Origin of the sequence: Mesorhizobium sp. M2E.F.Ca.ET.209.01.1.1 (assembly GCF_004010375.2) — a bacterium.
Classification (GTDB): domain Bacteria; phylum Pseudomonadota; class Alphaproteobacteria; order Rhizobiales; family Rhizobiaceae; genus Mesorhizobium.
Genome location: NZ_SADP02000007.1, coordinates 146,665 through 170,390, shown reverse-complemented (window position 1 = coordinate 170,390; position 23,726 = coordinate 146,665). Strand labels below are relative to the sequence as shown.

Sequence of the window (23,726 nt, the reverse complement as noted above, 5' to 3'; positions counted from 1 at the left end):
GATCAGTTCGACAACAGGCGATTGATATTGCTCTCGCCGATGAGCGTGCGCGTAACCCCGCCGAAGGCCCATTCCCGCAGCCGGCTGTGACCATAGGCGCCGGAGACGATCAGATCGGCGTGGATGGAGCGCGCAAACGCCGCCAGCCTGTTGCCATCCGCGTCGCCGGCGATCACTTCGGTTCGCGCGATGACGCCGTGTTGCTCCAGAAAGACCGCGACGTCGGCGAGGCTGTTTCGCACATCCTCCCCGGACTCGGTCTCCATCGTGGCGACGACGACCTCGTTGGCCTTGGCCAGAAACGGCAGGGAATCGGACAGGGCCCTTCGCGCTTCCCGGCTGTCCTTCCAGGCGACAAGGACGGTCTTGCCCAGGAGATGCTCGGCATTGCCCGCGGTGACCAGCACGGGGCGACCGGCGCCGAGCACGAGGCTTCCGACGTCGACGGCGCGGAAGACATCCTCCCCGCCCTCGGCGGTCACGATGAGATCGGCCGAGCGGGCCGAAAGGCCGAGGGCGCGGGTCGGTCCGCAAATATATTGCGTCCATTCGCTGCTGACCGAGCCCGGGACGAGCTTCTCGAAGATGTCGCGCAATTCGGCAAGGCGCTTCTCGATCTCGGCGCGCTCGACCTGCATGACCTCGCCTTCGTAGACCAGGCCCTCTCCCGTGGACACCAAAGGCGGGACGTCCGCCGCGGCAAAGCCGATGAGGTGAGCTTCGAAGCGCTGCGCCAGTTCCGCCGCCAGCTTCACGACCGGCGCGGGGTTTGCATCAACGGCCAGATTGACGATTATCGTTTTATAGGACATGCAGGCACCTCGCTCGGAACGCGGAATGCCTTGTCACTTGCATTGTGCGAGCCTGTGGCGCCTTGATACAGATCAAATCGTCGCGGCGGCTCGGCTGTTTAGCGGGCGGAATGATGCGTGCTAAATCGGCGGCCGCTGCTGTTTCTCGATCCGGAGACCGCTCGTGAGCAAGACGGAACAAGGCCGGCCAGAAGCAGCCAAGCCATCGCCGCTGGCCGCCCTCGATATCTTGCCGGAACACGATCTTCTCGCCCTGATGTTCGACCAGGCTCCGGGATTCATAGCCTTGCTCAGCGAGCCGGACCACGTCTTTCAGCTGACCAATGCCGCGTTTCAGCACTTGATCGGCCAGCGGCAGGTTATCGGCAAGTCGGCTCGCGAGGCCTTGCCCGAGCTGGAGGGCCAGGGATTCTTCGAATTGCTCGATCGCGTCTGCGAAACCGGCGAGCCCTATGTCGGTCGCAGCGCCAAGATCATCCTGCGCAACGATGAAACCGGCCTTGCGGAGGAGCGCATCCTCGATTTCGTCTACCAGCCCGTCAGGGCAAAGGATGGCCGGATCACCGCAATCTTCATTCAGGGCACCGACGTCAGCGATCTGTCATTCGCCAACGCCGCGCTGCAGCTGCGTGAGGACCACCTGCGTTCGATCCTGGCGACAGTACCCGATGCGATGATCGTCATCGACGAAGGCGCCAACATCCAATCCTTCAGCACGGCGGCCGAGATATTGTTTGGCTACAAGGCCGGCGAGGTCATCGGACGAAACGTCAAGATGCTGATGCCCTCGCCGTATCGGGAGGAGCACGACACATACCTGCAGCGTTACCTGACAACGGGAGAACGCCGCATTATCGGGCTCGGCCGAACGGTGACCGGGATGCGCAAGGACGGATCGACCTTTCCAATGGAGCTCTCCGTCGGCGAAATGCATCCGGGAACGGGCCGTTTCTTCACCGGCTTCTGCCGCGACCTCACCGAGCGCCACATGACGGAAGCCAGGATGCAGGAGCAACAGCAGGAACTGCTGCACATGGCCCGTTTCACCGCGCTTGGCGAAATGGCCTCCACATTGGCGCATGAGATAAACCAGCCTCTGACGGCGATCACGAACTATCTCAAAGGCAGCCGCCGTCTCCTCGAGAAGAGCAGGGACGAGAATGCCGCAATGTTGCGGGAAGCCGTCGAGAGGGCCGCCGAACAGGCGTTACGCGCCGGCGACGTCATCCGCCGTCTCAGGGACTTTGTCGCCAGGGGCGAAAGCGAGCGCCAGGTGGAACGCCTGTCGGGGCTCATCGAGGACGCTTCATCGCTGGCTCTGGTCGGCGCCAGAGAAGCGGATGTACGCGTCAGCTACGATCTCGATCCGACGGCCGAGCTGGTCTTGACCGACCGGATTCAGATTGAGCAGGTATTGCTGAACCTGATGAGAAACGCGGTGGAGGCCATGCAAGGCGCACCGCGCCGCGAATTGCGTGTCGTTACCAAGGCACGACACGATGCAATGATAGAGATCGGCGTGATCGACACCGGCCCAGGGTTGGCGCCCGAGGTTTCAGCCCAGCTTTTCCAGCCTTTCGTCACCACCAAGAAGCAGGGAATGGGAGTGGGCCTGTCCATTTGTCGCACTATCGTCGAGTCGCATGGTGGTCATATTTGGGCCGAGTCGATGCCCGGCGGAGGAACGGCATTTCGGTTCACCTTGCGTGCGGTAGAAAAGGACGAGGTTGCCCGTGGCCAATGATGTCGTTCATGTCGTCGATGATGACGTCGATGTCCGCAAGTCGCTGGGTTTCCTTCTCGCGACAGCCGACTTTGCGGTGCGCCTGCATGAATCGGCGACCGCATTCCTGGCACCAGAGCCGAAGGAGATCGACGGCTGCATCGTCACCGATGTGCGTATGCCCGGCATTGACGGCATCGAGTTCCTGCGGCAGTTGAGGGCACGCGGCCTGAAAGCACCGGTGATTGTGATGACAGGTCATGCCGACGTCGCGCTCGCCGTGCAGGCGATGAAGGAGGGCGCTGCGGATTTCATCGAGAAGCCATTCGACGACCAGGTGCTCATCGATGCCATTCGTTCCGCCCTGGACCACCGCAGTCAGCCCGTTGCGGCGCATCCGCAATCAGCCGAGATTCGGAAGAATCTTGCGACGCTGTCGGAGCGGGAGCGCCAGGTGCTCGACGGCCTTGTTTCGGGGCTGCCGAACAAGACGATTGCCTATGATCTCGGAATCAGCCCGCGAACCGTGGAAATCCATCGCGCCAATGTCATGAGCAAGATGGGCGCCAGCAGCCTCTCGCATCTGGTGCGCATGGCCTTGATCGCCGATCCGAAGAGCTGAAGCGCGTCGCGCTGAAAATGCGTGCCGCCCAGCGTGCATCAGTGCGGATTCAGCAGGGAGCCTAGCTGGTGATCCTCCGGATTCCAGACACGCCAGTGGGTCGGACGAATGTTGACCCGCGCTCCGGTTGCGACATCCTTCCAGCCCACCGGCGCCTTCTCGCAGGGGAACACAAGCGCGTGCACGCCATCGTCGTCGATGACGGCCAGTTCGAGGTTGCGGCCGGATGGCGCGCTTGCGATCGGATTCCACATTGGGCCAGTGTGATCGAAGATTCGGCTCGCGCTTTGATTTGAGTCACATTTTTCCGGCCAGGAGGCCCCTTGGCGCGAACCGGCGCCCCTTGAACGAGCGTGGTTCGGACTCTTTGATACCAATCGTTCCTTCTTGCGGCTTGTTTGACGCGGATCAACGATGGCCGCCCATACCGGTGCTTTGATGCTGGCCTCGACAGGTCGCGCATGAATTGCAATGCGGTCGCGATCGGCCCGTATCAAACGCGGACGTCGCGAAGCAGATGGGTCAGTTCGGCGAGGATGGCTGTCGAGCAGGTCCGCCGACCTCTCTCTGGCGCGTGCTGGAATACCTGCGGCGAAAGAGCGGAGGCGGCGGCACTTGTTGCCCAATCCAGCTTTAAGGAGAAAAGCCATGGCTGAAGCTGCTACCAAACTGCCCGTGAGAACCGAAAAGAACGCTCCCGCCCGTTCGGACAACTGGGTGGGACCTTTCGAGAGCCTGCGACGCGAAATCGATCGGCTTTTCGACGACTTTCATCCCTTCGATTTCCATCTGCCCGCCACCCGTTCGCTCTTCGGCAGGGACTTCCCCGCGAAGTTGCGCGGTGAGTGGCCGGTGGCGCCGGCAATGGACCTGGTGGAAAAGGCCGATGCGTATGAGATCACGGCCGAACTGCCGGGCATTGACGAAAAGAACGTCGACATCAAGCTCGCCAACAACGTGCTGACCATCAAGGGCGAGAAGAAGGAGGAAAAAGAGGAAAAGGAGAAGGACTACTACCTCTCGGAGCGCCGTTACGGCTCCTTCCAGCGCTCGTTCCGGTTGCCCGAAGGCGTAAACGCCGACAAGATCGACGCCAGCTTCACCAAGGGCATTTTGACTGTGAAGCTGCCCAAGACGGCCGAAGCGCAGAAGGCCGAGAAGAAGATCACCGTCAAGGCTGCCTGAAGCCACGGATATCATTCCTCAGTGCATCGGGCCGGTGCACTGAGGAGCCTTTCCCACGCCTCAATTGATTGGGTCCGAAGGTTTCCCTGTTGCCTCGGATTGATGCTCCGCGATTTCCAGTTTCTGCCTCTCACGCGCAAGCAGGTTCTCGATCACCTTCCGCTTCTGCGGGTCGGTTTCTGCGGCAAGCAAGTCTTCGAAATGGGCAATATTAGCCCGTGCAATGAACCGGTCCACGACTACCCTCAATGCAGGCTGTTCATCATTCCTACTCCAAATATCGCGGTCATTTCATTTTTTTGTGAAACATGAGCCCGTTGGGCGAAGCCGCTTTCATTCACATTATCTCGATCCCCAGAATTGACATAGCTCAAAGTGCAGTTCTCGCCTGCCTCGTATGGTGCCGGCCAGGTAGGTCAACGCGCTAACCCAAAGCGAATTCGCGGCACAGGAGTTCGACATGAATTACCAGCGGTTCTTCGAGGATGCGATCGACCAGCTCCACGCGGAGCGGCGCTACCGCGTCTTCGCCGACCTCGAGCGCATTGTGGGCAAGTTCCCGCGCGCCATCTGGCGTTCCAACGGCCGCGCCCAGGAAATCACCGTATGGTGCTCCAACGACTATCTCGGCATGGGCCAGAACGAGGATGTGATCGCCGCCTTCCAGACCGCTGCCGGCAAGATGGGCTCGGGCGCCGGCGGCACCCGCAACATCTCCGGCACCTCCAACCCGCTGGTCGAGCTCGAGCAGGAGCTTGCCGACCTGCATGACAAGGAGGCAGGCCTCGTCTTCACCTCCGGCTTCGTCTCCAACGAGGCCTCGATCTCGACCATCGCCAGGCTTTTGCCCAACTGCCTGGTGCTCTCCGACGAGCTCAACCATGCCTCGATGATCGAGGGCGTGCGCCGCTCGGGCGCGGAAAAGAAGATTTTTCGCCATAACGACGTCGCGCATCTGGAAAGCTTGCTTCAGGCTGCGGGCCGCGAGCGCGCCAAGCTGATCGTGTTCGGGAGCGTCTATTCGATGGACGGCGACATCGCGGCGATCAGGCAGATCGTCGAGCTGGCCGAGCGCTACAGCGCCATGACCTATATCGACGAGGTGCATGCGGTGGGCATGTACGGACCGCGCGGCGGCGGCATCACCGAACGCGAGGGCCTGGCCGACCGCGTCGACATCATCCAGGGCACGCTGGCCAAGGCCTTCGGCACGCTCGGCGGCTACATCACCGGCACAAGTGCCGTGATCGACGCGGTGCGCTCCTACGCGCCGGGTTTCATCTTCACCACCGCGCTGCCGCCGGCGATCGCCGCCGCCACCACCGCCTCGATCCGTCATCTCAAGCGCTCGCAGGCCGAGCGCGACGCGCAGCAGCGCCAGGCGGCGCGCACCAAGCAGGTGCTTGCCGCCGCGGGCCTGCCGGTGATGGAATCGGCCACCCATATCGTGCCGGTGCTGGTCGGCGACCCCGAACTCTGCAAGATGGCGAGCGACCGGCTGCTTGGCGTGCACGGCATCTATATCCAGCCGATCAACTATCCGACGGTGCCGCGCGGCACCGAGCGGCTGCGCATCACGCCCACGCCGTTCCATTCGGACGCGCTGATTGCCGAATTGCAGGACGCGCTGGTCGAGACCTGGGATGCGCTCGGCATCCCCTATGCCGGCTCAGGCCGTCCCGCCGTCGCCAAGACCGACCGCATCATTCCGCTGCTGGTGAACAAGGCAGGCGGCTGAAATCCAGGGTATTGGCCTTGCATGCGCGGCTCCCAGGGGAGAACGACAGTCGAGGGATAACGAGGATGACACACGCTGTTTCACACACTTCGATCACCCATGCCGCCGGGCACCCGCAGCAACGGGTGAACGAACCGGCATGGGAACGCAAAAAGAGCGACTTCGTCATTTGCGTCCGCAACAGCTTTGGCTACGAGCCGCAAATCGACACCGACAAGGCGATCGGAGCGGTGTTCAGACTCCTCGACCGGCCTATTTCCCACGGTGAGATCGTCCAGGTTCGGAACTCGATGAAGAAGTCGCTGCGCCAACTGTGGCCGGAGGAATGACGATGTTTCGCGATCGCCAGGAGGCGGGGCAGAAGCTCGGCGCATCGCTGGACCTGCTTCAGCCGAAGGACCCGATTGTGCTCGCCTTGCCACGAGGCGGCATCCCTGTGGCTGCAGAGGTGGCCAAGGCCCTCAAGGCGCCGCTGGACTTGATGATCGTTCGAAAGGTCGGAGCGCCGGGCAATCCGGAACTGGCGGTGGCCGCCATCGTGGACGGAGACCCTCCCGACGTCGTTCTCAACCGGGAGATCGTGGAGGCATACGCCCTCGATGACAGCACGCTTCGCGTGCTGATCGCGCAGGAGCGCCCCGAACTGGAACGACGGCGGGCGGTATATCGTGGGAAAGACTCGCCCTTGTCGGTGGCGGGCAAAACGGTGATCGTCGTTGACGACGGGGCGGCGACCGGAACGACGATGAAGGTCGCCATTCGCGCGTTGAAGCGACGTTCGCCGCGGAAGATCATCGTCGCGCTTCCCGTGGCGCCGGCGGACACCGCGGACGAACTCGCGCAGGAAGCGGATCTGATCTGCCTCAATCAGCCTGCACGTTTTCGGGCGCTGAGCTATTACTACGGCAACTTCCCGCAGCTCTCCGACAACGAGGTTCTGGACATCATGGCCCTCGCCCGCGGGAATGCCGACGACAGGAGACGCTCCGGCCAGCACACCGCGAAAAGATCGCGGCGCGACACCGGCACTTAGGAGTCTTGCCGATGCAGATCCGCCCACTGTCCACCCTGGAATGCACCAAACTGCTGACGGCCAATCGCGTCGGCCGCCTGGCCTGCGCGAGGGACGGGCGACCCTATATGGTTCCGTTCCATTACGCGCATGCGGACAACCACCTCTATGCCTTCTCGATGCCGGGCAAGAAGATCGACTGGATGCGCGCCAATCCGCTCGTGTCCGTGCAGGTCGACGCACCCGGCACGGGTCACGGCTGGAAAAGCGTCATCGTCACCGGCCGTTATGAGGAACTTCCCGATCGGATCGGAGCGCAGTGTGACCATGCATGGTTCGTGCTTAGCAAGCACTTCGACTGGTGGGAGCCAGGCGCGCTCAAGCCGGCCAGCACCTCGGACGCGGAGCATCTTCCCCACGTGTTCTTCAGGATCTCCATCGCGGGCGTTTCGGGCCGCGAAGCGTTGGAGAGCTAGCCTTACATGGCGAGGCCATGCGGAAGCCGCGCCAACCGGCCGCGGGTCGAAGCGGCTGGGGGGCGTATGCAGCCACATCGGGGCCTCGCCGCCAGCACCGGGGACCGGGATTTGACCGGTGTCAAAGCTGCCAGTCCCCTTTCCTGTTGAATTGCCCCCCATCGTTGCAAAGGTGGGAGGGCCTCATGGCCACAACAGACATCAATGTCCCTATCCGGGAAGAAACCGCGACCCCGGCTTCGGCGAAGCTCCGGCTGGGGTCGCTGACCGCGCTTGTCATCGGCTCCATGGTGGGCTCGGGCGTCTTCAGCCTGCCCCAGAACATGGCGGCCGGCGCCGGTCCGCTCGCGATCCTGATCGGTTGGGCCATCACGGCGGTCGGCATGCTTGCGCTGGTGTTTGTCTACCAGTCGCTGGCGGTGCGCCGGCCCGACCTCGACGCCGGCCCCTATGCCTATGCCAAGGCCGGCTTCGGTCCGTTCGTAGGCTTCAACAGTGCCTGGGGCTATTGGATCAGCGCATGGGTCGGCAACGTCTCCTACGCGGTGATCGTCTTCAGCGCGTTGTCCTATTTCTTCCCCGCCTTCGGTGACGGAAACACGTGGCAGGCGGTGCTCGGGGCATCGATCTTGCTGTGGCTTATCCACTTTCTGGTCCTCGCGGGCATCCGTCAGGCGGCGGTCGTCAACACTATCGTGACCATCGCTAAGATTGCTCCTGTCGTCCTCTTTGTCGGCGTCGTCGCGGTAGCCTTCAAGCTCAATGTCTGGACACTCGACTTCACCGGGCTCGGCAACGCCTCGCTCGGCACCATCGTCGCCCAGGTCAAGAGCACGATGCTGGTGACGCTGTGGGTGTTCATCGGCATCGAAGGCGCCAGCGTCTTCTCCGCCCGGGCGGAGCGCCGCAAGGACATCGCGACCGCGACGGTGCTCGGCTTCTTCACCTGCCTCGCGCTCTATGCGCTGGTCTCGCTGCTTTCGCTCGGCATCCTGAGCCAGCCTGACCTTGCCGCCCTGAAGAACCCGTCGATGGCGGGCGTGCTGGAGGCGGTTGTCGGGCCCTGGGGTGCCATCCTCATCAATCTCGCGCTCGTCATCTCGGTCGTCGGCGCCTTCCTGAGCTGGACGCTGCTTGCGGCGGAGGTTCCGCATGTCGCCGGAAAGGACGGGACCATGCCGAAGTTCTTCGGCCGGGAAAGCGAGCGCGGCGTTCCCTCGACGTCGCTGCTGATCACCAACCTGCTTGTCCAGGCCTTCCTGGTGATCACGCTCTTCGCCCAGAGCACCTACCAGGCACTCTTCTACATCGCCTCGGCCGCCATCCTGGTGCCTTACATCTTCTCCGGAGCCTTCGCCGCGAAACTGGCATTGACCGGCGAAAGCTACCAAAGCGGCGAGCGGCGCACCGGACCGCTCCTCGCCGGCGTGCTGGCAACGATCTACGGGCTGTGGCTCGTCTATGCGGCGGGGCCTGCGTACCTGTTCATGTGCGCGATCCTCTATGCCCCGGGCATCATCTTCTACGTCTGGGCTCGCCGCGAGGGCAACCAGCGTGTCTTCCACCCGGTGGAAGCCATCATCGCCGTCGCGCTCGTCGCGGTCGCAATCCTTGCCGTCTACGAGATGTGGACCGGCGCCGTCAGCGCGCTTTGAGAGGCCATGCGATGACAAGTCTGGGAGTGCATTCGGAAGTCGGCCGCCTGCGCGAGGTCATGGTCCACAGACCGGACCTCAGCTTGCGCAGGCTAACGCCGGACAACTGCAAGTCGCTGCTGTTCGACGACGTGCTTTGGGTGAAGCGGGCGCGCCAGGAACACGACGTCTTCGTCGACGCGTTGCGCGAGCGCGGCGTGGTGGTGCATTCGTTCGGCGAGCTGCTTGCCGAGACCATGGGGATCGGCAAGGCCCGCGACTGGCTTCTCGACCGCCGGGTGCATGCCGGCGTGGTCGGCCTCGACATGGTCGACGAGATGCGCGGCTGGCTGAACGAAATGTCGGCCGGCCTGCTGGCAACCTGTCTCGTCGGCGGCATTGCGCGTGCCGAACTACCGTTCGAGCCCAGGGGGCTGACCGGGAGGACGCTCGCGCCGCAGGACTTCGTGCTGCCGCCGCTGCCCAACCAACTGTTCACCCGTGACAGCTCCTGCTGGATCTACCGCTCCGTGTCGGCCAACCCGATGTATTGGGCCGCCAGGCGGCCCGAGGCAGCCAATGTCGAAGCTGTCTATCGCTTCCATCCAAGGTTCCGCGACAGCGGCATCCCGTTCGTCTCGCCCCAGGCCGGAACGGGCGTCAGCCTCGAAGGCGGCGACGTCATGCCGGTCGGCGGAGGCGTCGTTCTGGTCGGCATGGGCGAGCGCACCACGCCGCAAGCGGTCGGCGATCTTGCGCGAAGCCTGTTCGCCGCCGGAGAAGCCACACGCGTGATCGCGGCTCTGATGCCGCGCGACCGTTCCTTCATGCATCTCGACACCGTCTTCACCTTCTGCGACCGGGACCTTGCCACCATGTATCCGCCCGTGGTCGAAAGGCTGCGCACCTTCTCGATCCGGCCCGGCGACGGCGATGCGGCGGTCGAGGTCAGGGAGGAGAAGGAGCCCTTCATATCAGTGGTCGCGGAGGCTCTCGGGCTTAAATCGCTGCGGATCATCGCCACTGGCGGCGACCGCTACGAGGCCGAACGCGAGCAGTGGGACGATGGCAACAACGTCGTCGCGGTCGAGCCGGGCGTCGTCATCGGCTACGACCGCAACGTCTACACCAACACGCTTCTGCGCCGCGCGGGGATCGAGGTGATCACCGTCGAGGGTGCCGAGCTCAGCCGCGGCCGCGGCGGCGGCCATTGCATGACCTGCCCCATCGCCCGAGACCCGCTCTGAAAGGACCCCCAATGTCGATCAACCTTCATGGACGCTCGGTGCTCTCGCTGGACGACCTTTCGGCGGACGAGATCCGCTTCCTGCTGAAGCTGGCCGCCGACCTGAAGGCAGCCAAGCAGGCCGGGCACGAGATACCGCGCCTCGTCCGCAAGAACATCGCGCTCATCTTCGAGAAGGACTCGACCCGCACGCGGACGGGATTCGAAGTGGCCGCCTACGATCAGGGCGCCCACGTCACCTATTTCGGCCCCAGCGGCAGCCATATCGGGCACAAGGAGTCCATGAAGGACACCGCGCGCGTGCTCGGCCGCATGTATGATGCGATCGAATATCGCGGCTTTGCGCAACATCAGGCCGAACTGCTTGCCACGCATGCCGGCGTGCCCGTCTACAACGGCCTGACCAATGAAGCGCACCCGACGCAGATCCTCGCCGATTTCATGACCATGCGCGAATTCACGCACAAGCATTTGTCCGACATGACGGTCGCCTTCGTCGGAGAGGGTCGGGACAATGTCGCGCTATCCCTGGCCGTGGGCGCCGCCAAGGTCGGCATCGACATGCGCATCGCTTCGCCCAAGGAGCTTTGGCCGGACGACGAGTTCTGCGCGCATGTCAGAACCCTGGCGGAGCGCAGCGGCGGCCGCTTCAGGCTGGACGAGGATGTGAAGAGCTGCGTCGAAGGCGCCGACTTCATCTACACGGATGTCTGGCTGTCCATGGGTGAGGCCAAGTCGGCGTGGCCTGAGCGTATCCGCCTGCTGACGCCCTATCGGGTGACGAGCGAGGTGATGTCGGCCAGCGGCAATCCGCACGTGAAATTCATGCATTGCCTGCCGGCGTTCCACGATACCGAGACCGAGGTCGGCGCCTCGGTCGCGCGCGAATTCGGCATCGACTGCATGGAGGTTACGGATCAGGTGTTCGAATCGGGCGCGTCGATCGTGTTCGACCAGGCGGAGAACCGCATGCATACGATCAAGGCGCTGCTCGTCGCCACGATCGGCAACTGAGATGCTGATCGTCGTTGCTCTCGGCGGGAACGCGCTGTTGCGGCGCGGCGAGCCCATGACCGCCGAAAATCAGCGCGCCAATGTCAAGCGTGCGGCATCCGCTCTGGCCGCGCTTATCGACCAGGGCCATTCGCTCGTCGTCACGCATGGGAACGGCCCGCAGGTCGGCCTGCTGGCGCTGCAGTCGGCGGCCTCGACCGATGGCGCTTTCCCGCTCGACGTGCTCGGCGCCGAAAGTGCCGGCATGATCGGCTATGTGATCGAGCAGGAACTCGGCAACCTCCTCAGGAACAGGTTGTTTGCAACCCTGCTGACGCAGGTGAAGGTGGACCCGAGCGACCCAGCCTTCGCCCATCCGACAAAACCGATCGGCCCCGTCTATGACGAGGCGACAGCGCGGCGGCTCGCGGGCGCGCGCGGTTGGACCGTTGCGCCCGACGGAGACAAATGGCGCCGTGTCGTGCCCTCGCCGCGCCCTCTCGATATCCTGGAAGTGTCGGTGATCTCCTATCTGGTCGAACATGGCGTCGTCGTCATCTGCACGGGTGGCGGTGGTGTCCCGGTCATCGCCCGCGACGATGGCAGCATGATCGGCGTCGAAGCCGTCATCGACAAGGACCTGGCAAGCTCGCTTCTGGCGCGTCAATTGAAGGCCGACATGCTGCTCATGCTGACGGATGTCGATGCGGTCTATACCGGCTTCGGCACGCCGGAGGCGCGCGCGCTCCGGCACGTTGCCACGACAGAGATATCCGGACAGAATTTTCCGGCCGGATCCATGGGGCCGAAGGTCGGTGCCGCGACCGAGTTCGCCGAAGCAACGGGCAAGCCCGCCGCGATCGGCAAGCTCGACGATGCCCTGGCAATTGTCAGGGGCGAGCGCGGCACCTGGTTTGAGGCCCCCGGCCAAGGAGCGCAAAACAGCTGATCGCGGTGGACGCTGCGCCCCTGCGGCGTTCGTTCACGCCGACAATCACCGGTTCGGCGGACGGCTATCGGTTGACGGGATCAGACCCGCGCCAGCCAGAAAGGCGCGGATAGCCGTGCGAACCTCCTGCATGCGCCCGACAAGAAGATGCCCGCCGGTATCGTAGACCACCAGCTTGGCGCCGCGAATCCTGGCCGCCGCGAACTCGGCTGCCGGCAGCGTGTTGAACAGGTCGTCGCGCGCGGAGACGATCATTGTCGGCGCGGCGATTTCTGATAACGGCCGTTCATGCGGGTCTGGGGCGCTGTCGATATTGATGCCGGAGAAGCGCAGCGACAATGGTTCAACGCCTCTGACGAAGCTCATCACACGGTCCGTCTCGGCTTGGGGCGCGGCCGCTACCAGCGCCGGCCGAACGCCGAGGAAGCGAATGAGTACTGATGGCGCAATGTTCTCGGCAGCCCACCAGGCGAAATCGCCGCCGGTGTTGACAGCCCAGAACGCAAACCTGTTACCCCGGCCCACGTCGATCGAGACCGGGCTGGTGGGCGAATAGAGGGCCGGGACAACCAGAATGAGAACGGCGACCTTGTCCGGGTGCCGCAGGCTTAGCTCGACCGCGGACCGCGCGCCGGCAGAAACGCCGACGACCACCGCTTTGGAAACGTCCAGTTCAGTGAGCAACGCCGCGAACGCATCGGCCTGCGCGGCTGGAGAAGGGTCTTGCGGAACAGGCGTGCGCAGGTAGCCGTAGCGCGACGGCGCGATGATCCGGAAGCCCTCCCCCACGAGACCGGAAGCAAGGGCAAGCCCTTGGTCAAAGCCGCCGCCGGCGCCGTGGATCGAAAGCAGTGGAATGCCCGCGCCGCGGTCGGCGTATTCAACCGGCCCGATGTCGAGCTTGGCGACCAGGCTGCCTCGGCTGACGGCGTCGCGCAGGCGACCAAGCTCGTTCCTGTAAAGCACGAAAGCGACACCGGCCGCGGTCACCGTGGCGATAAGCATGACCAGCAAGAAACCGCCGATACGACTCATGCGAGGGCTCCACCAGCTGTGAGCGGATATTGACCTGCCTCGCTCGGAAGCAAGTTCATCTATCCAGGCTGACCGTCGATATCGAGCCGGACCAGTACCGTCGTGTAGCTCATGTCCGGACTCCATCAGAGACGGATCGACCAGCACGGTCGAAAACGCCCCGCTTTGATGTGCATCAACTTCGGTTCAGCCGGGGCACGACAGGCCGAGAGCGTCGAGTCCGGCCGCGAGGTGATCGCCCAACAGTGGGTTGCCGCAAAGATAGTCGGCCGTATGCCTGTTGTGGGCGTAGGCCGCCTGCCGGCGAACCTCGTCCCAATCGGACGCCTTGCCGTCGTCCCTGCCGAGCCATGTCAACGCCACGAGGTCGATCTGCTCGTCGACTGAGAGATCCGAGATCAGCGACCCAAGCTCTTCACGCACGGGGTCATCATCATAGTCCTGAAGCACCGCGATTTCACCATCGTCCGTGGGATTGGAGCCCGCGTCCGGCTCGGTGACGGCAACCTTGACATCGAATCCATGCGCCTTGGCGATTATGAAACAGACCTTCCTGGTCGAGATTGCCAGCTCAGGGGCCTCTGTGTCCTCACTTCCGATACCGCGTTTCATCCGATACCTCCTCTTGCGCCATCGGCGCTCTCTTCCGCGGATTCCCACTATCGGCCGAGGCTCCCGATATAAGCGATGATCGCCTCGATCTGATCTGGAGAGGCCACGAACTCGGGCATGTCCGGATGACCGGTGGAGATTCCCTCGGCCAAGGCTTCTTGCAGGTCCTCGATCGGATAGCGGCGGTGCAACAGACGAAAAGGCGGGGCATCAGGATGGGTGCTTTCGCCAGTCCGGCCGACTGCGTGGCATCGCGCGCAGTTTGTTTCGACGAGCCTTCTGCCATAGGCAACCTGCAGATTTTCGCCCGCCGAGGCCGGCGATGCGAAGGCGATTGCAAACAGCAGAACCTTGAGCGCTGTTCGACGTTTCATGGCTGCTGAATACGCCTTGAGCGGACGCCGCGCCTTGACCTCGCTCAAACGGCTGGAACGCAGCTACCGCTCGAGGACATACGTGCCGGGCGCGGCGCAAACCGTCTTCAAGGTGCCCAAGGCATCGCCCCGGTCGGCCGCGACCTCGCCGCTGGAATGACCGGCCAGCCATTCGACCCAGGCCGGCCACCAGGAGCCATATGTCACGGCCGCCTCTTTTGCCCACTCGTCCGGGCTGGGACGAATGGCGGCATGGCGGCAACTGAGCCTTCTGTAGGAACGGTTCGAGTGTCCGGGCTCCGACACGATACCCGCATTGTGTCCGCCGGTGGTCAGGACGAAGTCGATGTCGGTGTCCAGGAGATACGTCAGCTTGAATACCGAACGCCACGGCGCGACATGGTCCGTCTCGGTGCCGACCGCGAACACCGGGGCTCGAATGTCTTCCAGATGAACAGGCCTTCCCTCGACGCGAAAGCGGCCCTCGACAAGATCGTTGTCCAGATAAAGCTGCCGCAGATATTCCGACTGCATGCGAAACGGCATGCGGGTTGAATCGGCGTTCCAGGCCATGAGGTCGCTCATCGGAGCGCGCTCGCCGAGCAGATATTCGCGCACCATGCGTGACCAGATCAGATCCTGCGAGCGAAGCATCTGGAAAGCGCCGGCCATGCGGCGCTGGTCGAGCGTGCCTTCGGCCCACATCACGTCCTCGAGCAGCGTGATCTGGCTCTCGTCCATGAACAGGCCGAGTTCGCCCGGTTCTTCGAAATCGACCTGCGCCGCAAAAAGCGACAGGCTGGCCAGGCGGTGATCGCCGTCGCGGGCCATCGCCGACGCGGCTATCGACAGCAGCGTGCCGCCAAGGCAGTAGCCCACCCCGTGGATCCGGCTGCTTCCCGTCGCCGCCTCGACCGCATTCATGGCCGCCATAGCGCCGAGCCGGCGATAGTCGTCCAGCGAGACTCCGGCCTGGTCGCTACCCGGATTGCGCCAGGAGATGCAAAAGACCGTATAGCCGCTCTGGACAAGATAGCGGACCAGCGAGTTCCGCGGCGAAAGATCGAGGATGTAGTATTTCATGATCCAGGCGGGGACGATGAGGATCGGCTCCTCCTTCACGGTGCCCGTCATCGGCGCATAACGGATCAGCTCGATCAGTTCATTGCGAAAGATCACCTCGCCCGAGGTTGCGGCGACCTCGATGCCCGGCCGGAAGTCCTCCACGCCAGCTGGCGGCTTGCCGTCGACCAGTCGCATCAGGTCGTCGACCATATTGCTGGCGCCGTTGACGAAGTTGGCGCCGTTTTTTCGAAAGGTCCTATCGATGACCTCCGGGTTGAGCGCCGGGAAATTGGAAGGAGAGACGGTATCCAGTATCTGCCGGCTGTAGAACTCGACGAGGCGCTCATGCCTTCTCGTTACTCCAGGAAGCCCGCTGGTGGCGTTGTGCCACCATTGCTGGGAGAGCAGGAAGGCTTGCTGCATCGCGTTGAAGGGGAATGTCTGCCAGGCATGGTGCTGGAACCTTCTGTCTTGCGGCAAGGGCGTGATGGTTGGCGCAGCCGTCCCCATTCCAAGCCCGCAGCGAAAAAGAAAATCATTGAACCTGACGAGCTTCTCGACCGCCTTTGTGGAGACCTCCGCCTGCTTTCCCGGCGATGTCGACAGGTGCAGCAGCCAGTCCTGCCAGGCCTGCAGGAGGCTGACCGGAGAGACGCCCGCGGTGAAGGCGCCCACCAAGGCATGCGCGAGCCTGTCGACGTCGCGATAGACGCTTGGCGTTCCTTCGTTCGGCAACTGCGGCACTTGGGGGCCGACCGCGGCCACCACCTCATTGCGCCTGGAGCCTTGCGGTGTCTCCGGATCTTCCACCATGTCATGACTGCTCCAGACGGAGGACCGATCGGCGGCTGGTTTGCGCCTGCTTTTCCCTGGCAAAGACATTTCAGGCGGGAAGCGTTGCCGCGGCCATGTCGTTCATCGTCGTTTCCGCCTCCTTGCGGACTTGCCCGGCTGTCTCCGAAGCCAGTTTGGCGCCGATGGAAGCGAATTTGCCGGCCTCTTTCGCATAGTCGGATGTGGCGTTCTGGACGAAGTTCACGAACACGTCGAACGCATCGACGAATTCGTCGCCGCCGGTCAGCTTCTCTACAAGCTTCAGGTCATCCTCGAAGCGCCGCTTGAGGAAGGATACGCCTTCAATCTGGCAGCGCAGCAGCGCGCGGACCGAATGCGCCTGCATCGCGGCGGCCGCTCTTATGAATTTTTGCCCGGTTTGGGCGAAAGGGAACAGCTCGGGCGAACTAAACTCTTCCGAATTCCACGTCATGGTGTCTTTCCCTTCGCTTCTCGCTTCAATTTCTTGATTTTGGCTGATGCGGGCGTGAGTGGCGTCCAAAGCCGTGGCTTGCGGACAAGCCTTTGCTTCGCCGGAACGATGCCCGCTCGAAATAGATCGCGGCTCCGGCGATGAAGCCGAGGCAGGGCACGGCGCCCCACAGCAGGAAATCTTCAGTCGCCATCGACGAGCCCCTTTGGTCGTCCTGCTTGAACATCGCAGGTCCGGCGCAAGGTGGCATTGATCATGATCAATCCGGCCCGGCATGCCGGCTTTGACCCTGATCAAGGCGAATGATGGCAATGCCCGCGACAAGTCCATGACAACAAGCCCATCCTCAGATGCAAAGCGAGGGACGGATATGAAGGAATTGCCGCTTGCCGAGGTCTACCGGATCATTGAACCCGGTCCGGTCGTCCTGCTTTCGACGCGGTCCAGGCAAGGCCGCTCGAACGTCATGACGATGTCCTGGCACATGATGGTGGAAGTCGCGCCGCCAACCATCGCCTGCATCGTATCAAGCAATGACCTCTCATTCTTCGCCTTGCGTCAAACGAGGGAATGCGTGATTGCAATCCCAGCCGTCGGCCTCGCGGAGAAGGTCGTGGAGGTCGGGAATTGCTCCGGCCGGGACACGGACAAGTTCGCGACCGCATGGTTCACGCCGCTTCCCGCTGAACAGGTATCGGCGCCGCTGGTGGCCGAGTGTTTCGCCAACCTCGAGTGCCGCGTGGTCGATACGCGCCTGGTCAACAGATACAATCTCTTCTTGCTGGAGGTCGTCAAGGCGTGGATCGATCCGCAACAGCCGAGGCCGAAAACCATCCATCACATCGGGAATGGCGCCTTCGTGGTCGATGGCGAGGTAATCCATTTCGACTCCCGCATGCCTTGAAAGTAGGGGGCGGCTTAGAGGCGACTTTGATCCACATCAAGGCGGGCATGCTCTTGCGACATATGGTTCCGTTCATCGAGAAGGACCCGATCGAAAGCGCGTGCGATGAGCTACAAATCAATTCTTCTGAACCTCAATATCGACGGTCCGATAGAACCGATCATGCGAATCGGCGTGAACCTCGCCAAGCGCTTTGATGCCCGTTTGATAGGGTTCTGCGCCGCGGATGCTCCGTTGCCGGTAACGATGGCGCCCGAGGGCGCGGCGATCGCCGCCGAGATCTGGGAACAGTCGCGGGATGAGATCCGACGCCGCCTGACCGGCCTGAACGCCGAGTTCGATGGCCTGGTGGCCGGAGCAGTCAAGACGGACTGGCATGGCGAGATCGAAAACCCGGATCACGCCGTGGCCCGGAGAGCCCGCATGGCCGACATCGTCGTCACCAGCGCTTCCCAGGGCGCGTCGACGGGCGATACCTGCCGCACGGTCGATCCAGGATCCCTGGTGCTGCGCGCGGGCCGGCCGGTCCTGGTCGCGGCTCAGGGCGCGATGGATTTGCCGGCTCGCAGGACCGTGGTGTCCTGGAAGGACACGCGCGAAGCCAGGCGGGCGGTGGCCGACGCTTTGCCACTCATGGTCATGGCCGACGAAGTCACCATTGTGGCGGTCGATCGCAATCCGGACGATTGGATCAGGGACGGCGTCAAGGACGTGGCGAGCTTCCTGGCCGGTCACGGCATCAAGGCGCGCACCGAGATCATCAAGACGGCCGATGATGAAAGCAATCGCCTGGTCGATTTCTTCGCTTCGGTGAAGGCCGAGTTGATCGTGTCGGGCGCCTATGGGCATAGCCGGTTGAGGGAATGGGTGTTCGGCGGCGTTACCCGCTCGTTGCTGGACGAGGTGTGGCTCAACCGGCTGATGTCGAGCTGACGCGGGTCGCCTGGGCACGCGCATGATGACGGCGGCAGCCGCGGGATAGAGCATGGTGATCCGCATCGCCGTCGCCATCGAATATCTCGACCGCGGCGAGAGGCGTGAGGAAATCGCCCACCGGGCCGCATGGACCGCAGTGAAACATCGCTACCACAACCAAGGGAATGCGTGGGGGCCATTGTAAGCGACTCTTTTCGGCGCATTGACCGAAATCAAATTCTTCGCGTCGAAATCCTTCATATGTGGCGTAATCAGGCACTTAAGGTCACGCCGCTCAATGAGAAAAGCCGTCGCGAAGCTTGTCGACACCTGCAATGCTGAAAGAAGCAAGGGATCAGACTTTCCAACTATCTGGAGAGATGTGCTGAAGGCGCATCCTTGCGTGCTCGGGCAGCCGGTGCAGGACAGCGGAGAGGACGGTCCCCTGTTGAGGATTCCTTTGATCACCGGCCAGGTCCTCGTGTTCCTGGGTTCGCATTTTTCTCTGTGGTGAGCTACCGCGCCGCCGGGCGATATCGCCAACCGACCGGGCGTCAGGACCGGCAGCGAGGTCGTCAGCGGGTTGTCAGGCTGTGCTTGCTAGACAGCGCTCGCGACCAATCATCTTGCCAAGCAGTCCGCCTTTGTGGTCGCCGGGCGGCAGACAGGAGCACTTACGATGCAGTTTTTGAGAATTGGACTTGCGTTGACCGCGCTGGCCGTTGCGGCGCCGGCCTTCGCGGATTCCACGGTCAACGTGAAATTGTGGGACAAGAACGGCGACATGAACGCCGACGCCAAGATGGGGATGGGCATGCCGGCGAATATGAGCATGGCGATGATGAAGATTCAGGTCGACAAGAAGGTCGTGCCGGCCGGCAAGGTGACCTTCGATGTGACCAACACCTCCAAGGCCACGGTCCATGAAATGATTGTCGTTCCCGTGGCGGACCCGAAAAAGACAACGCTGCCCTATATTTCGAACGAGAACCGTGTCGATGAGGATGCGGCCGGCCATCTGGGCGAGGTCTCGGAACTCGATCCGGGCAAGTCGGGTTCGCTGACGCTCGATCTCAAGCCGGGCTTCTACGCGGTCTTCTGCAACATCCCCGATCATTTCATGAACGGCATGTGGGCCACCATCAAGGTTCAGTAAGACGACACCGAGCACGCCCGGCGACGAACCGCGGCGTGCTCGCCCAGCCAGTGCGGTCGCGAGCTGCGAGAACATCGTCGCGTATCGCAACCGTGCGCGGCCCAACGGGTCTGCCGCCGCAAAGCTTTCCAGCGGTTGGACGCGCCTATGCCAATCAAGGCGGGCGGAGTGTCGATCGGGTCAGGCGGCTTCTATGGCGCTCTTGATCGACATCACCGGATGCTTGACGAAGTCCTTGGCGATCTCGCCGACGAGTTTGGCGCTCAATGACGGCTGATAGTGCCTCCGCATCTCACCGAGCGTGCGCGGATCGGCGATCACCAGTACATGCTCGCAGGCTTCCTCGCGGGCCTTATGATTGAGATAGCTCGCGATCGATGCGGCGAAGTCGTCCTCGCCCAGCCGGGACTCGTCCGGATTGGCGGTTGAACTGCGGTGCCTGCCGCCGGATCCGGCGTGAGCCACTTCAAGGACCGCGTCCTCGACTTCGATCAGGTCGAGATGAGGTTCGTGCCCCTTGTTGTGAAACAGCCGCAGGCTCTCGCCATCCGTAACCGCGACGAGGGTGCCGTTGTTCACGATCATGTGTTTCTCCGAGGTCGGATCAGCCGAGCACTCCGGCGCCGTCCGATCATTTCACTGCTGTTGCCAGACAGGTAAGCCCGGATAGCCTCGCATCGCTTTGACCTTGATCAAAGCTGGCCAAGGCCACGCGATGACCGGCTAGGGTCAGGCAGAAGGCGGAATGCAGCGCCTCGACGACAGTCGCTACCTCCGGGCGGCGCCAAGCGGATCGAACTCGTAGAAACACCGCCCGCGGTGTAGGATCACGCCGTAGGGATCAAAGCCGACGAACTTCACATCATGCCGGACGGCGCCGCCGTCGAGCCTTGACCCGCCGCTGCAAGGTCCTATTCGAACGAGTAGGTGAATCCTTCCGGCGACGCCCCCACGATGACTTTCGCCATCTTCTTGCCCTCGAGCGAGCGGTTGAGCACGCCGCGGCTGAGTTCCGGCAGCAGTGTGTTGGTGAGGATGGCGTCGATCATGCGCCCGCCGGATTCGATCTCGGTGCAGCGCGCCTTGACCAAATCCATCACGCCGTCGCCGATCACCAGCTCGGCGTCGTTGGTTGCCTTGAGGCGGCGCGCGATCTTGCCGAACTGATGCCTGGCAATCGCCTCGATCATCGCGTCCGAGAGCGGATAGTAGGGGATGGTGACGACCCGACCGAGGAAGGCGGCCGGGAATACCTTCAGCAACGGGGCGCGTAGCGCGGTATCTAGGTCGTCGATGCCGGTGCGCACGGTGCCGTTCTTCGTCCGGTCCATGATGACATCGGAACCGACATTCGAGGTGAGCAGGATCAGCGTGTTCTTGAAGTCGATGCGACGGCCCTCGCTGTCGTCCATCATGCCCTTGTCGAAGACCTGGAAGAAGATCTCATGCACGTCCGGATGCGCCTTCTCGACCTCGTCGAGCAGGATCACGGAATAGGGTTTCCTGCGCACGGCCTCGGTCAGGATGCCGCCCTTGCCGTAACCGACATAGCCGGGCGGCGCGCCCTTCAGCGTCGAGACCGTATGGGCTTCCTGGAATTCCGACATGTTGATCGAGATCAGGTTCTGCTCGCCGCCATAGAGCGTCTCGGCGAGCGCCAGCGCGGTCTCGGTCTTGCCGACGCCGGAAGGCCCGCAGAGCAGGAACACCCCGACCGGTTTTTCCGGCGCGCCGAGGCCGGCGCGGCTGGTCTGCACGCGCCGGGCGATCATTTCCATGGCGTGATCCTGGCCGACCACGCGCTCGGACAGGGTGGCGGCGAGCCTGAGCGCCTTCTCGGTCTGGCTGGAGAGCATCCGTCCGGTCGGGATGCCGGTCCAGTCCTGCACCACGGCCGCGACCGCATTGCGGTCGACCGACGGCAGGATCAGCGGCGTCTCGCCTTGCGCGGCGGCAAGTTCGGCCATCAGTTCGCGCAGCCGCGCCAGATCGGCGGAGGCTTCATCCGCCGGCTCGGCGGAAACTGTTTCGGCCTTTGCGGCCTTGGCCCCTTTGGTTTTCGAAGCCTTGGTTTTCTTGGTCTCAGCAGCCTTGCTCTCTGCGGGCTTGTTCTCAGTCGGCTTTTGCCCGGACGCCCTTGCCGCGCTCTCCCCGCTCTCGGTCCCGGCAGCAGCCTCCTCAGCCGCCGCCTCGTCGAACGGCACGCCTTCGCCGCGCAATTTCGCACGCAGGTCGAGGATCTCGGCCACCAAAGCCTTTTCCCGATCCCACCGCGCTTGGGCTGCGGCTAAAGCGGTCTCGGCTTCCGCCAGCCCCGCGTCGACACGGGCCTGCCGGTCGGCCACGTCGATGCCGATCGCCGCCTCGCGGCCGATGATGCCGCTCTCCACTTCCAGCGCCTGGCGGCGGCGCAGGATGTCCTCGACCTCGGCCGGCATCGCATGCTGCGAGATCGCGACGCGGGCGCAGGCGGTGTCGAGCAGGCTGACGGCCTTGTCCGGCAATTGCCTGGCCGGGATATAGCGATGCGAAAGCGAGACCGCCGCTTCGATCGCCTCGTCCAGGATCTGCACCTTGTGGTGCTGTTCCAGGACGCCGGCGACGCCGCGCAGCATCAGCACGGCCACGGCTTCCGACGGCTCGTCGATCTTGACCACCTGGAAGCGCCGGGTGAGCGCCGGATCCTTCTCGATGTGCTGCTTGTATTCGGCCCAGGTGGTGGCGGCGATGGTGCGCAGCTCGCCGCGCGCCAGCGCCGGCTTCAGGAGATTGGCAGCGTCTCCGGTTCCCGCCGCGCCGCCGGCGCCGATCAGCGTGTGCGCCTCGTCGATGAACAGGATGATCGGCGTCTCCGAGGCCTGGACCTCGTCGATGACGGCCTTCAGGCGCTTCTCGAACTCGCCCTTGACGCTGGCGCCGGCCTGCATCAGCCCGACATCGAGCATACGCACCGAGACATTCTGCAATGTCGGCGGCACGTCGCCCTGGGCGATGCGCAAGGCAAATCCCTCGACCACCGCCGTCTTGCCGACGCCGGCCTCGCCGGTCAGGATCGGATTGTTTTGCCGGCGCCGCATCAGGATGTCGACGATCTGCCGTATTTCGGGATCGCGGCCGACGACCGGATCGATCTTGCCGTCGCGGGCGCGCTGGGTGAGGTCGGTGGCGTATTTGGCCAAGGCCGAATCCCCGCCCGGGCCCCGCTTGACCGGTGTCTCCGCGGCGGCCGCGACAGGAGGTGAGCCGGCTTCGAGCGAGCCCTCCGTGACATCGGCGAAGCGGGAAATGACCCCATCGGCATCGATCTTGTCGAATTCGGCGCTGATCTTCGACACCAGGCCTTCGAGCGCGGGCGTCCTCAGACAAGCGAGCAGGATATGGGCGCTGCGCACCTCCTCAACCCCGAACTCCAGCGTCGCCAGGTTCCAACCCTCCTGGATGGCGTGGAAGATGTGGTCGGAGAATTCCTCCACCGAGGTCGCGCCGTAGGGTAGCTTGTCGATGGCGCGGGTCATGTCGGCCGTCAGCCGGCTGACATCCAGTCCGGCGTCGGCGACGATCATCTGCACATCCGAGCGCTCGGACAGCACCAACTGCTGGATGAAATGGGCGAGCTCGACATAGGGATTGCCGCGCAACTTGGCCGTGTCGGCCGCGGCCTTGAAGGCGCGCACCCCCGTGGCATTGAGCTTGGCTACCAATTCCTTACGCTTGAAGCTCTGCGATGACCGGCGCTGTTCCATCGAACCTGCTCCCGCGACCTGCCGACCATACCCTGCCATATAAGCGGCTGCTTGACAAAGCCGCGTGGCGGATAGGGCCATTGAATCTATCCGGGCGGCACCGCCCGGTTACACAAGCCTTGCAAACTCGTGGCAACAAACATGGATTGCCGTCCGGACTATGCGAGCCATTTCACATACCGGGTCCGACAATCGCGCAATGGGTTTCGCCGAAGAGAACGGTCGCGTTTAGCTTCCGTTAGTTTTTGCGCAGGTGCTCAATTGT

The 23,726-nt window shown here is 63.3% G+C and carries 27 protein-coding genes; 16 read left to right on the top strand and 11 right to left on the bottom strand.

What is annotated here, in order from left to right:
* Positions 1-2: 2 nt before the first annotated feature.
* Positions 3-812 (bottom strand): universal stress protein, encoded by an 810-nt coding sequence (locus tag EN852_RS15550; protein WP_127875976.1) that lies wholly within the window; start codon positions 810-812, stop codon positions 3-5.
* Between the two features lie 256 nt (positions 813-1,068).
* Here EN852_RS15550 and EN852_RS15545 point away from each other — a divergent pair, with 256 nt between their 5' ends.
* A complete protein-coding gene (locus tag EN852_RS15545; RefSeq protein ID WP_127876100.1) occupies positions 1,069-2,556 on the top strand; it encodes a PAS domain-containing sensor histidine kinase in 1,488 nt (495 codons plus the stop codon).
* The gene (gene fixJ / locus EN852_RS15540) at positions 2,546-3,157 is read left to right on the top strand and encodes a response regulator FixJ (protein ID WP_127875977.1); all 612 of its coding nucleotides are present in this window, start codon (positions 2,546-2,548) and stop codon (positions 3,155-3,157) included. The genes EN852_RS15545 and fixJ overlap by 11 nt, the downstream gene beginning before the upstream one ends.
* 38 nt (positions 3,158-3,195) lie before the next feature.
* On the opposite strand, the gene EN852_RS43330 is transcribed toward fixJ, so the two are convergent.
* Positions 3,196-3,807 carry a hypothetical protein gene (locus EN852_RS43330; RefSeq protein ID WP_348643440.1) on the bottom strand — a complete coding sequence of 204 codons (612 nt, stop codon included), beginning with the start codon at positions 3,805-3,807 and terminating at the stop codon, positions 3,196-3,198.
* Here EN852_RS43330 and EN852_RS15530 point away from each other — a divergent pair.
* On the top strand, positions 3,806-4,342 hold the full coding sequence (locus tag EN852_RS15530) for an Hsp20/alpha crystallin family protein (RefSeq protein ID WP_127875978.1): 537 nt from the start codon (positions 3,806-3,808) through the stop codon (positions 4,340-4,342). The two genes, EN852_RS43330 and EN852_RS15530, sit on opposite strands and share 2 nt — an antisense overlap.
* A gap of 60 nt (positions 4,343-4,402) precedes the next feature.
* On the opposite strand, the gene EN852_RS40860 is transcribed toward EN852_RS15530, so the two are convergent.
* Positions 4,403-4,579, bottom strand: coding sequence for a hypothetical protein (locus EN852_RS40860; protein ID WP_189545983.1), 177 nt, complete (start codon positions 4,577-4,579; stop codon positions 4,403-4,405).
* A gap of 223 nt (positions 4,580-4,802) precedes the next feature.
* Here EN852_RS40860 and hemA point away from each other — a divergent pair, with 223 nt between their 5' ends.
* The 8 genes from hemA (at position 4,803) to arcC (ending at position 12,390) form a co-directional block, all read left to right on the top strand.
* On the top strand, positions 4,803-6,080 hold the full coding sequence (hemA, locus tag EN852_RS15525) for a 5-aminolevulinate synthase (protein WP_135879547.1): 1,278 nt from the start codon (positions 4,803-4,805) through the stop codon (positions 6,078-6,080).
* A gap of 65 nt (positions 6,081-6,145) precedes the next feature.
* Positions 6,146-6,409: a hypothetical protein gene (locus EN852_RS15520; RefSeq protein ID WP_127875980.1), complete on the top strand. Its 264-nt coding sequence runs from the start codon at positions 6,146-6,148 to the stop codon at positions 6,407-6,409.
* Between the two features lie 2 nt (positions 6,410-6,411).
* Positions 6,412-7,113: a phosphoribosyltransferase gene (locus tag EN852_RS15515; protein WP_127875981.1), complete on the top strand. Its 702-nt coding sequence runs from the start codon at positions 6,412-6,414 to the stop codon at positions 7,111-7,113.
* 11 nt (positions 7,114-7,124) lie between these two features.
* Complete coding sequence (locus EN852_RS15510; protein WP_127868584.1) at positions 7,125-7,568, top strand: pyridoxamine 5'-phosphate oxidase family protein; 444 nt, start codon at positions 7,125-7,127, stop codon at positions 7,566-7,568.
* Between the two features lie 185 nt (positions 7,569-7,753).
* Positions 7,754-9,223, top strand: a complete 1,470-nt coding sequence (arcD, locus tag EN852_RS15505) for an arginine-ornithine antiporter (protein ID WP_127875982.1) — start codon at positions 7,754-7,756, stop codon at positions 9,221-9,223.
* Between the two features lie 11 nt (positions 9,224-9,234).
* Positions 9,235-10,449, top strand: a complete 1,215-nt coding sequence (locus EN852_RS15500) for an arginine deiminase (RefSeq protein ID WP_127875983.1) — start codon at positions 9,235-9,237, stop codon at positions 10,447-10,449.
* A gap of 11 nt (positions 10,450-10,460) precedes the next feature.
* On the top strand, positions 10,461-11,462 hold the full coding sequence (argF, locus tag EN852_RS15495; RefSeq protein ID WP_127875984.1) for an ornithine carbamoyltransferase: 1,002 nt from the start codon (positions 10,461-10,463) through the stop codon (positions 11,460-11,462).
* 1 nt (position 11,463) lies between these two features.
* Positions 11,464-12,390 (top strand): carbamate kinase, encoded by a 927-nt coding sequence (gene arcC, locus EN852_RS15490; protein ID WP_127875985.1) that lies wholly within the window; start codon positions 11,464-11,466, stop codon positions 12,388-12,390.
* A 45-nt stretch (positions 12,391-12,435) separates the two neighbouring features.
* On the opposite strand, the gene EN852_RS15485 is transcribed toward arcC, so the two are convergent.
* The 6 genes from EN852_RS15485 to EN852_RS15460 form a co-directional block, all read right to left on the bottom strand.
* On the bottom strand, positions 12,436-13,425 hold the full coding sequence (locus EN852_RS15485; protein ID WP_127875986.1) for an alpha/beta hydrolase: 990 nt from the start codon (positions 13,423-13,425) through the stop codon (positions 12,436-12,438).
* 186 nt (positions 13,426-13,611) lie between these two features.
* The gene (locus EN852_RS15480; RefSeq protein ID WP_127875987.1) at positions 13,612-14,037 is read right to left on the bottom strand and encodes a DUF3775 domain-containing protein; all 426 of its coding nucleotides are present in this window, start codon (positions 14,035-14,037) and stop codon (positions 13,612-13,614) included.
* A gap of 47 nt (positions 14,038-14,084) precedes the next feature.
* Entirely contained in the window at positions 14,085-14,459 is a 375-nt protein-coding gene (locus tag EN852_RS15475) for a cytochrome c (protein ID WP_246693091.1), read from the bottom strand.
* 15 nt (positions 14,460-14,474) lie between these two features.
* On the bottom strand, positions 14,475-16,289 hold the full coding sequence (locus EN852_RS15470) for an alpha/beta fold hydrolase (RefSeq protein ID WP_127875988.1): 1,815 nt from the start codon (positions 16,287-16,289) through the stop codon (positions 14,475-14,477).
* 70 nt (positions 16,290-16,359) lie between these two features.
* Positions 16,360-16,812 (bottom strand): phasin family protein, encoded by a 453-nt coding sequence (locus EN852_RS15465; protein ID WP_246694299.1) that lies wholly within the window; start codon positions 16,810-16,812, stop codon positions 16,360-16,362.
* Positions 16,769-16,969, bottom strand: coding sequence for a hypothetical protein (locus EN852_RS15460; protein ID WP_135879546.1), 201 nt, complete (start codon positions 16,967-16,969; stop codon positions 16,769-16,771). Before EN852_RS15460 ends, EN852_RS15465 begins: the two co-directional genes overlap by 44 nt.
* A 144-nt stretch (positions 16,970-17,113) precedes the next feature.
* Between EN852_RS15460 and EN852_RS15455 the strand changes: the two genes are divergently transcribed.
* From EN852_RS15455 to EN852_RS15435, 5 genes are all read left to right on the top strand, one after another.
* Positions 17,114-17,647 carry a flavin reductase family protein gene (locus EN852_RS15455; protein WP_127876104.1) on the top strand — a complete coding sequence of 178 codons (534 nt, stop codon included), beginning with the start codon at positions 17,114-17,116 and terminating at the stop codon, positions 17,645-17,647.
* Positions 17,648-17,752: 105 nt separating this feature from the next.
* Positions 17,753-18,580: a universal stress protein gene (locus EN852_RS15450; RefSeq protein WP_127875989.1), complete on the top strand. Its 828-nt coding sequence runs from the start codon at positions 17,753-17,755 to the stop codon at positions 18,578-18,580.
* A gap of 52 nt (positions 18,581-18,632) precedes the next feature.
* The gene (locus EN852_RS15445; RefSeq protein WP_127875990.1) at positions 18,633-18,767 is read left to right on the top strand and encodes a ChaB family protein; all 135 of its coding nucleotides are present in this window, start codon (positions 18,633-18,635) and stop codon (positions 18,765-18,767) included.
* Positions 18,768-18,860: 93 nt separating this feature from the next.
* Positions 18,861-19,076: a hypothetical protein gene (locus tag EN852_RS15440; RefSeq protein WP_127875991.1), complete on the top strand. Its 216-nt coding sequence runs from the start codon at positions 18,861-18,863 to the stop codon at positions 19,074-19,076.
* Between the two features lie 165 nt (positions 19,077-19,241).
* Positions 19,242-19,718, top strand: coding sequence for a plastocyanin/azurin family copper-binding protein (locus EN852_RS15435; RefSeq protein WP_246694298.1), 477 nt, complete (start codon positions 19,242-19,244; stop codon positions 19,716-19,718).
* Between the two features lie 180 nt (positions 19,719-19,898).
* On the opposite strand, the gene EN852_RS15430 is transcribed toward EN852_RS15435, so the two are convergent.
* Together EN852_RS15430 and tssH are read right to left on the bottom strand one after the other, a co-directional pair.
* Complete coding sequence (locus EN852_RS15430; RefSeq protein ID WP_127875992.1) at positions 19,899-20,303, bottom strand: host attachment protein; 405 nt, start codon at positions 20,301-20,303, stop codon at positions 19,899-19,901.
* 326 nt (positions 20,304-20,629) lie between these two features.
* A complete protein-coding gene (gene tssH, locus EN852_RS15425; protein ID WP_127875993.1) occupies positions 20,630-23,461 on the bottom strand; it encodes a type VI secretion system ATPase TssH in 2,832 nt (943 codons plus the stop codon).
* Between the last annotated feature and the right edge of the window lie 265 nt (positions 23,462-23,726).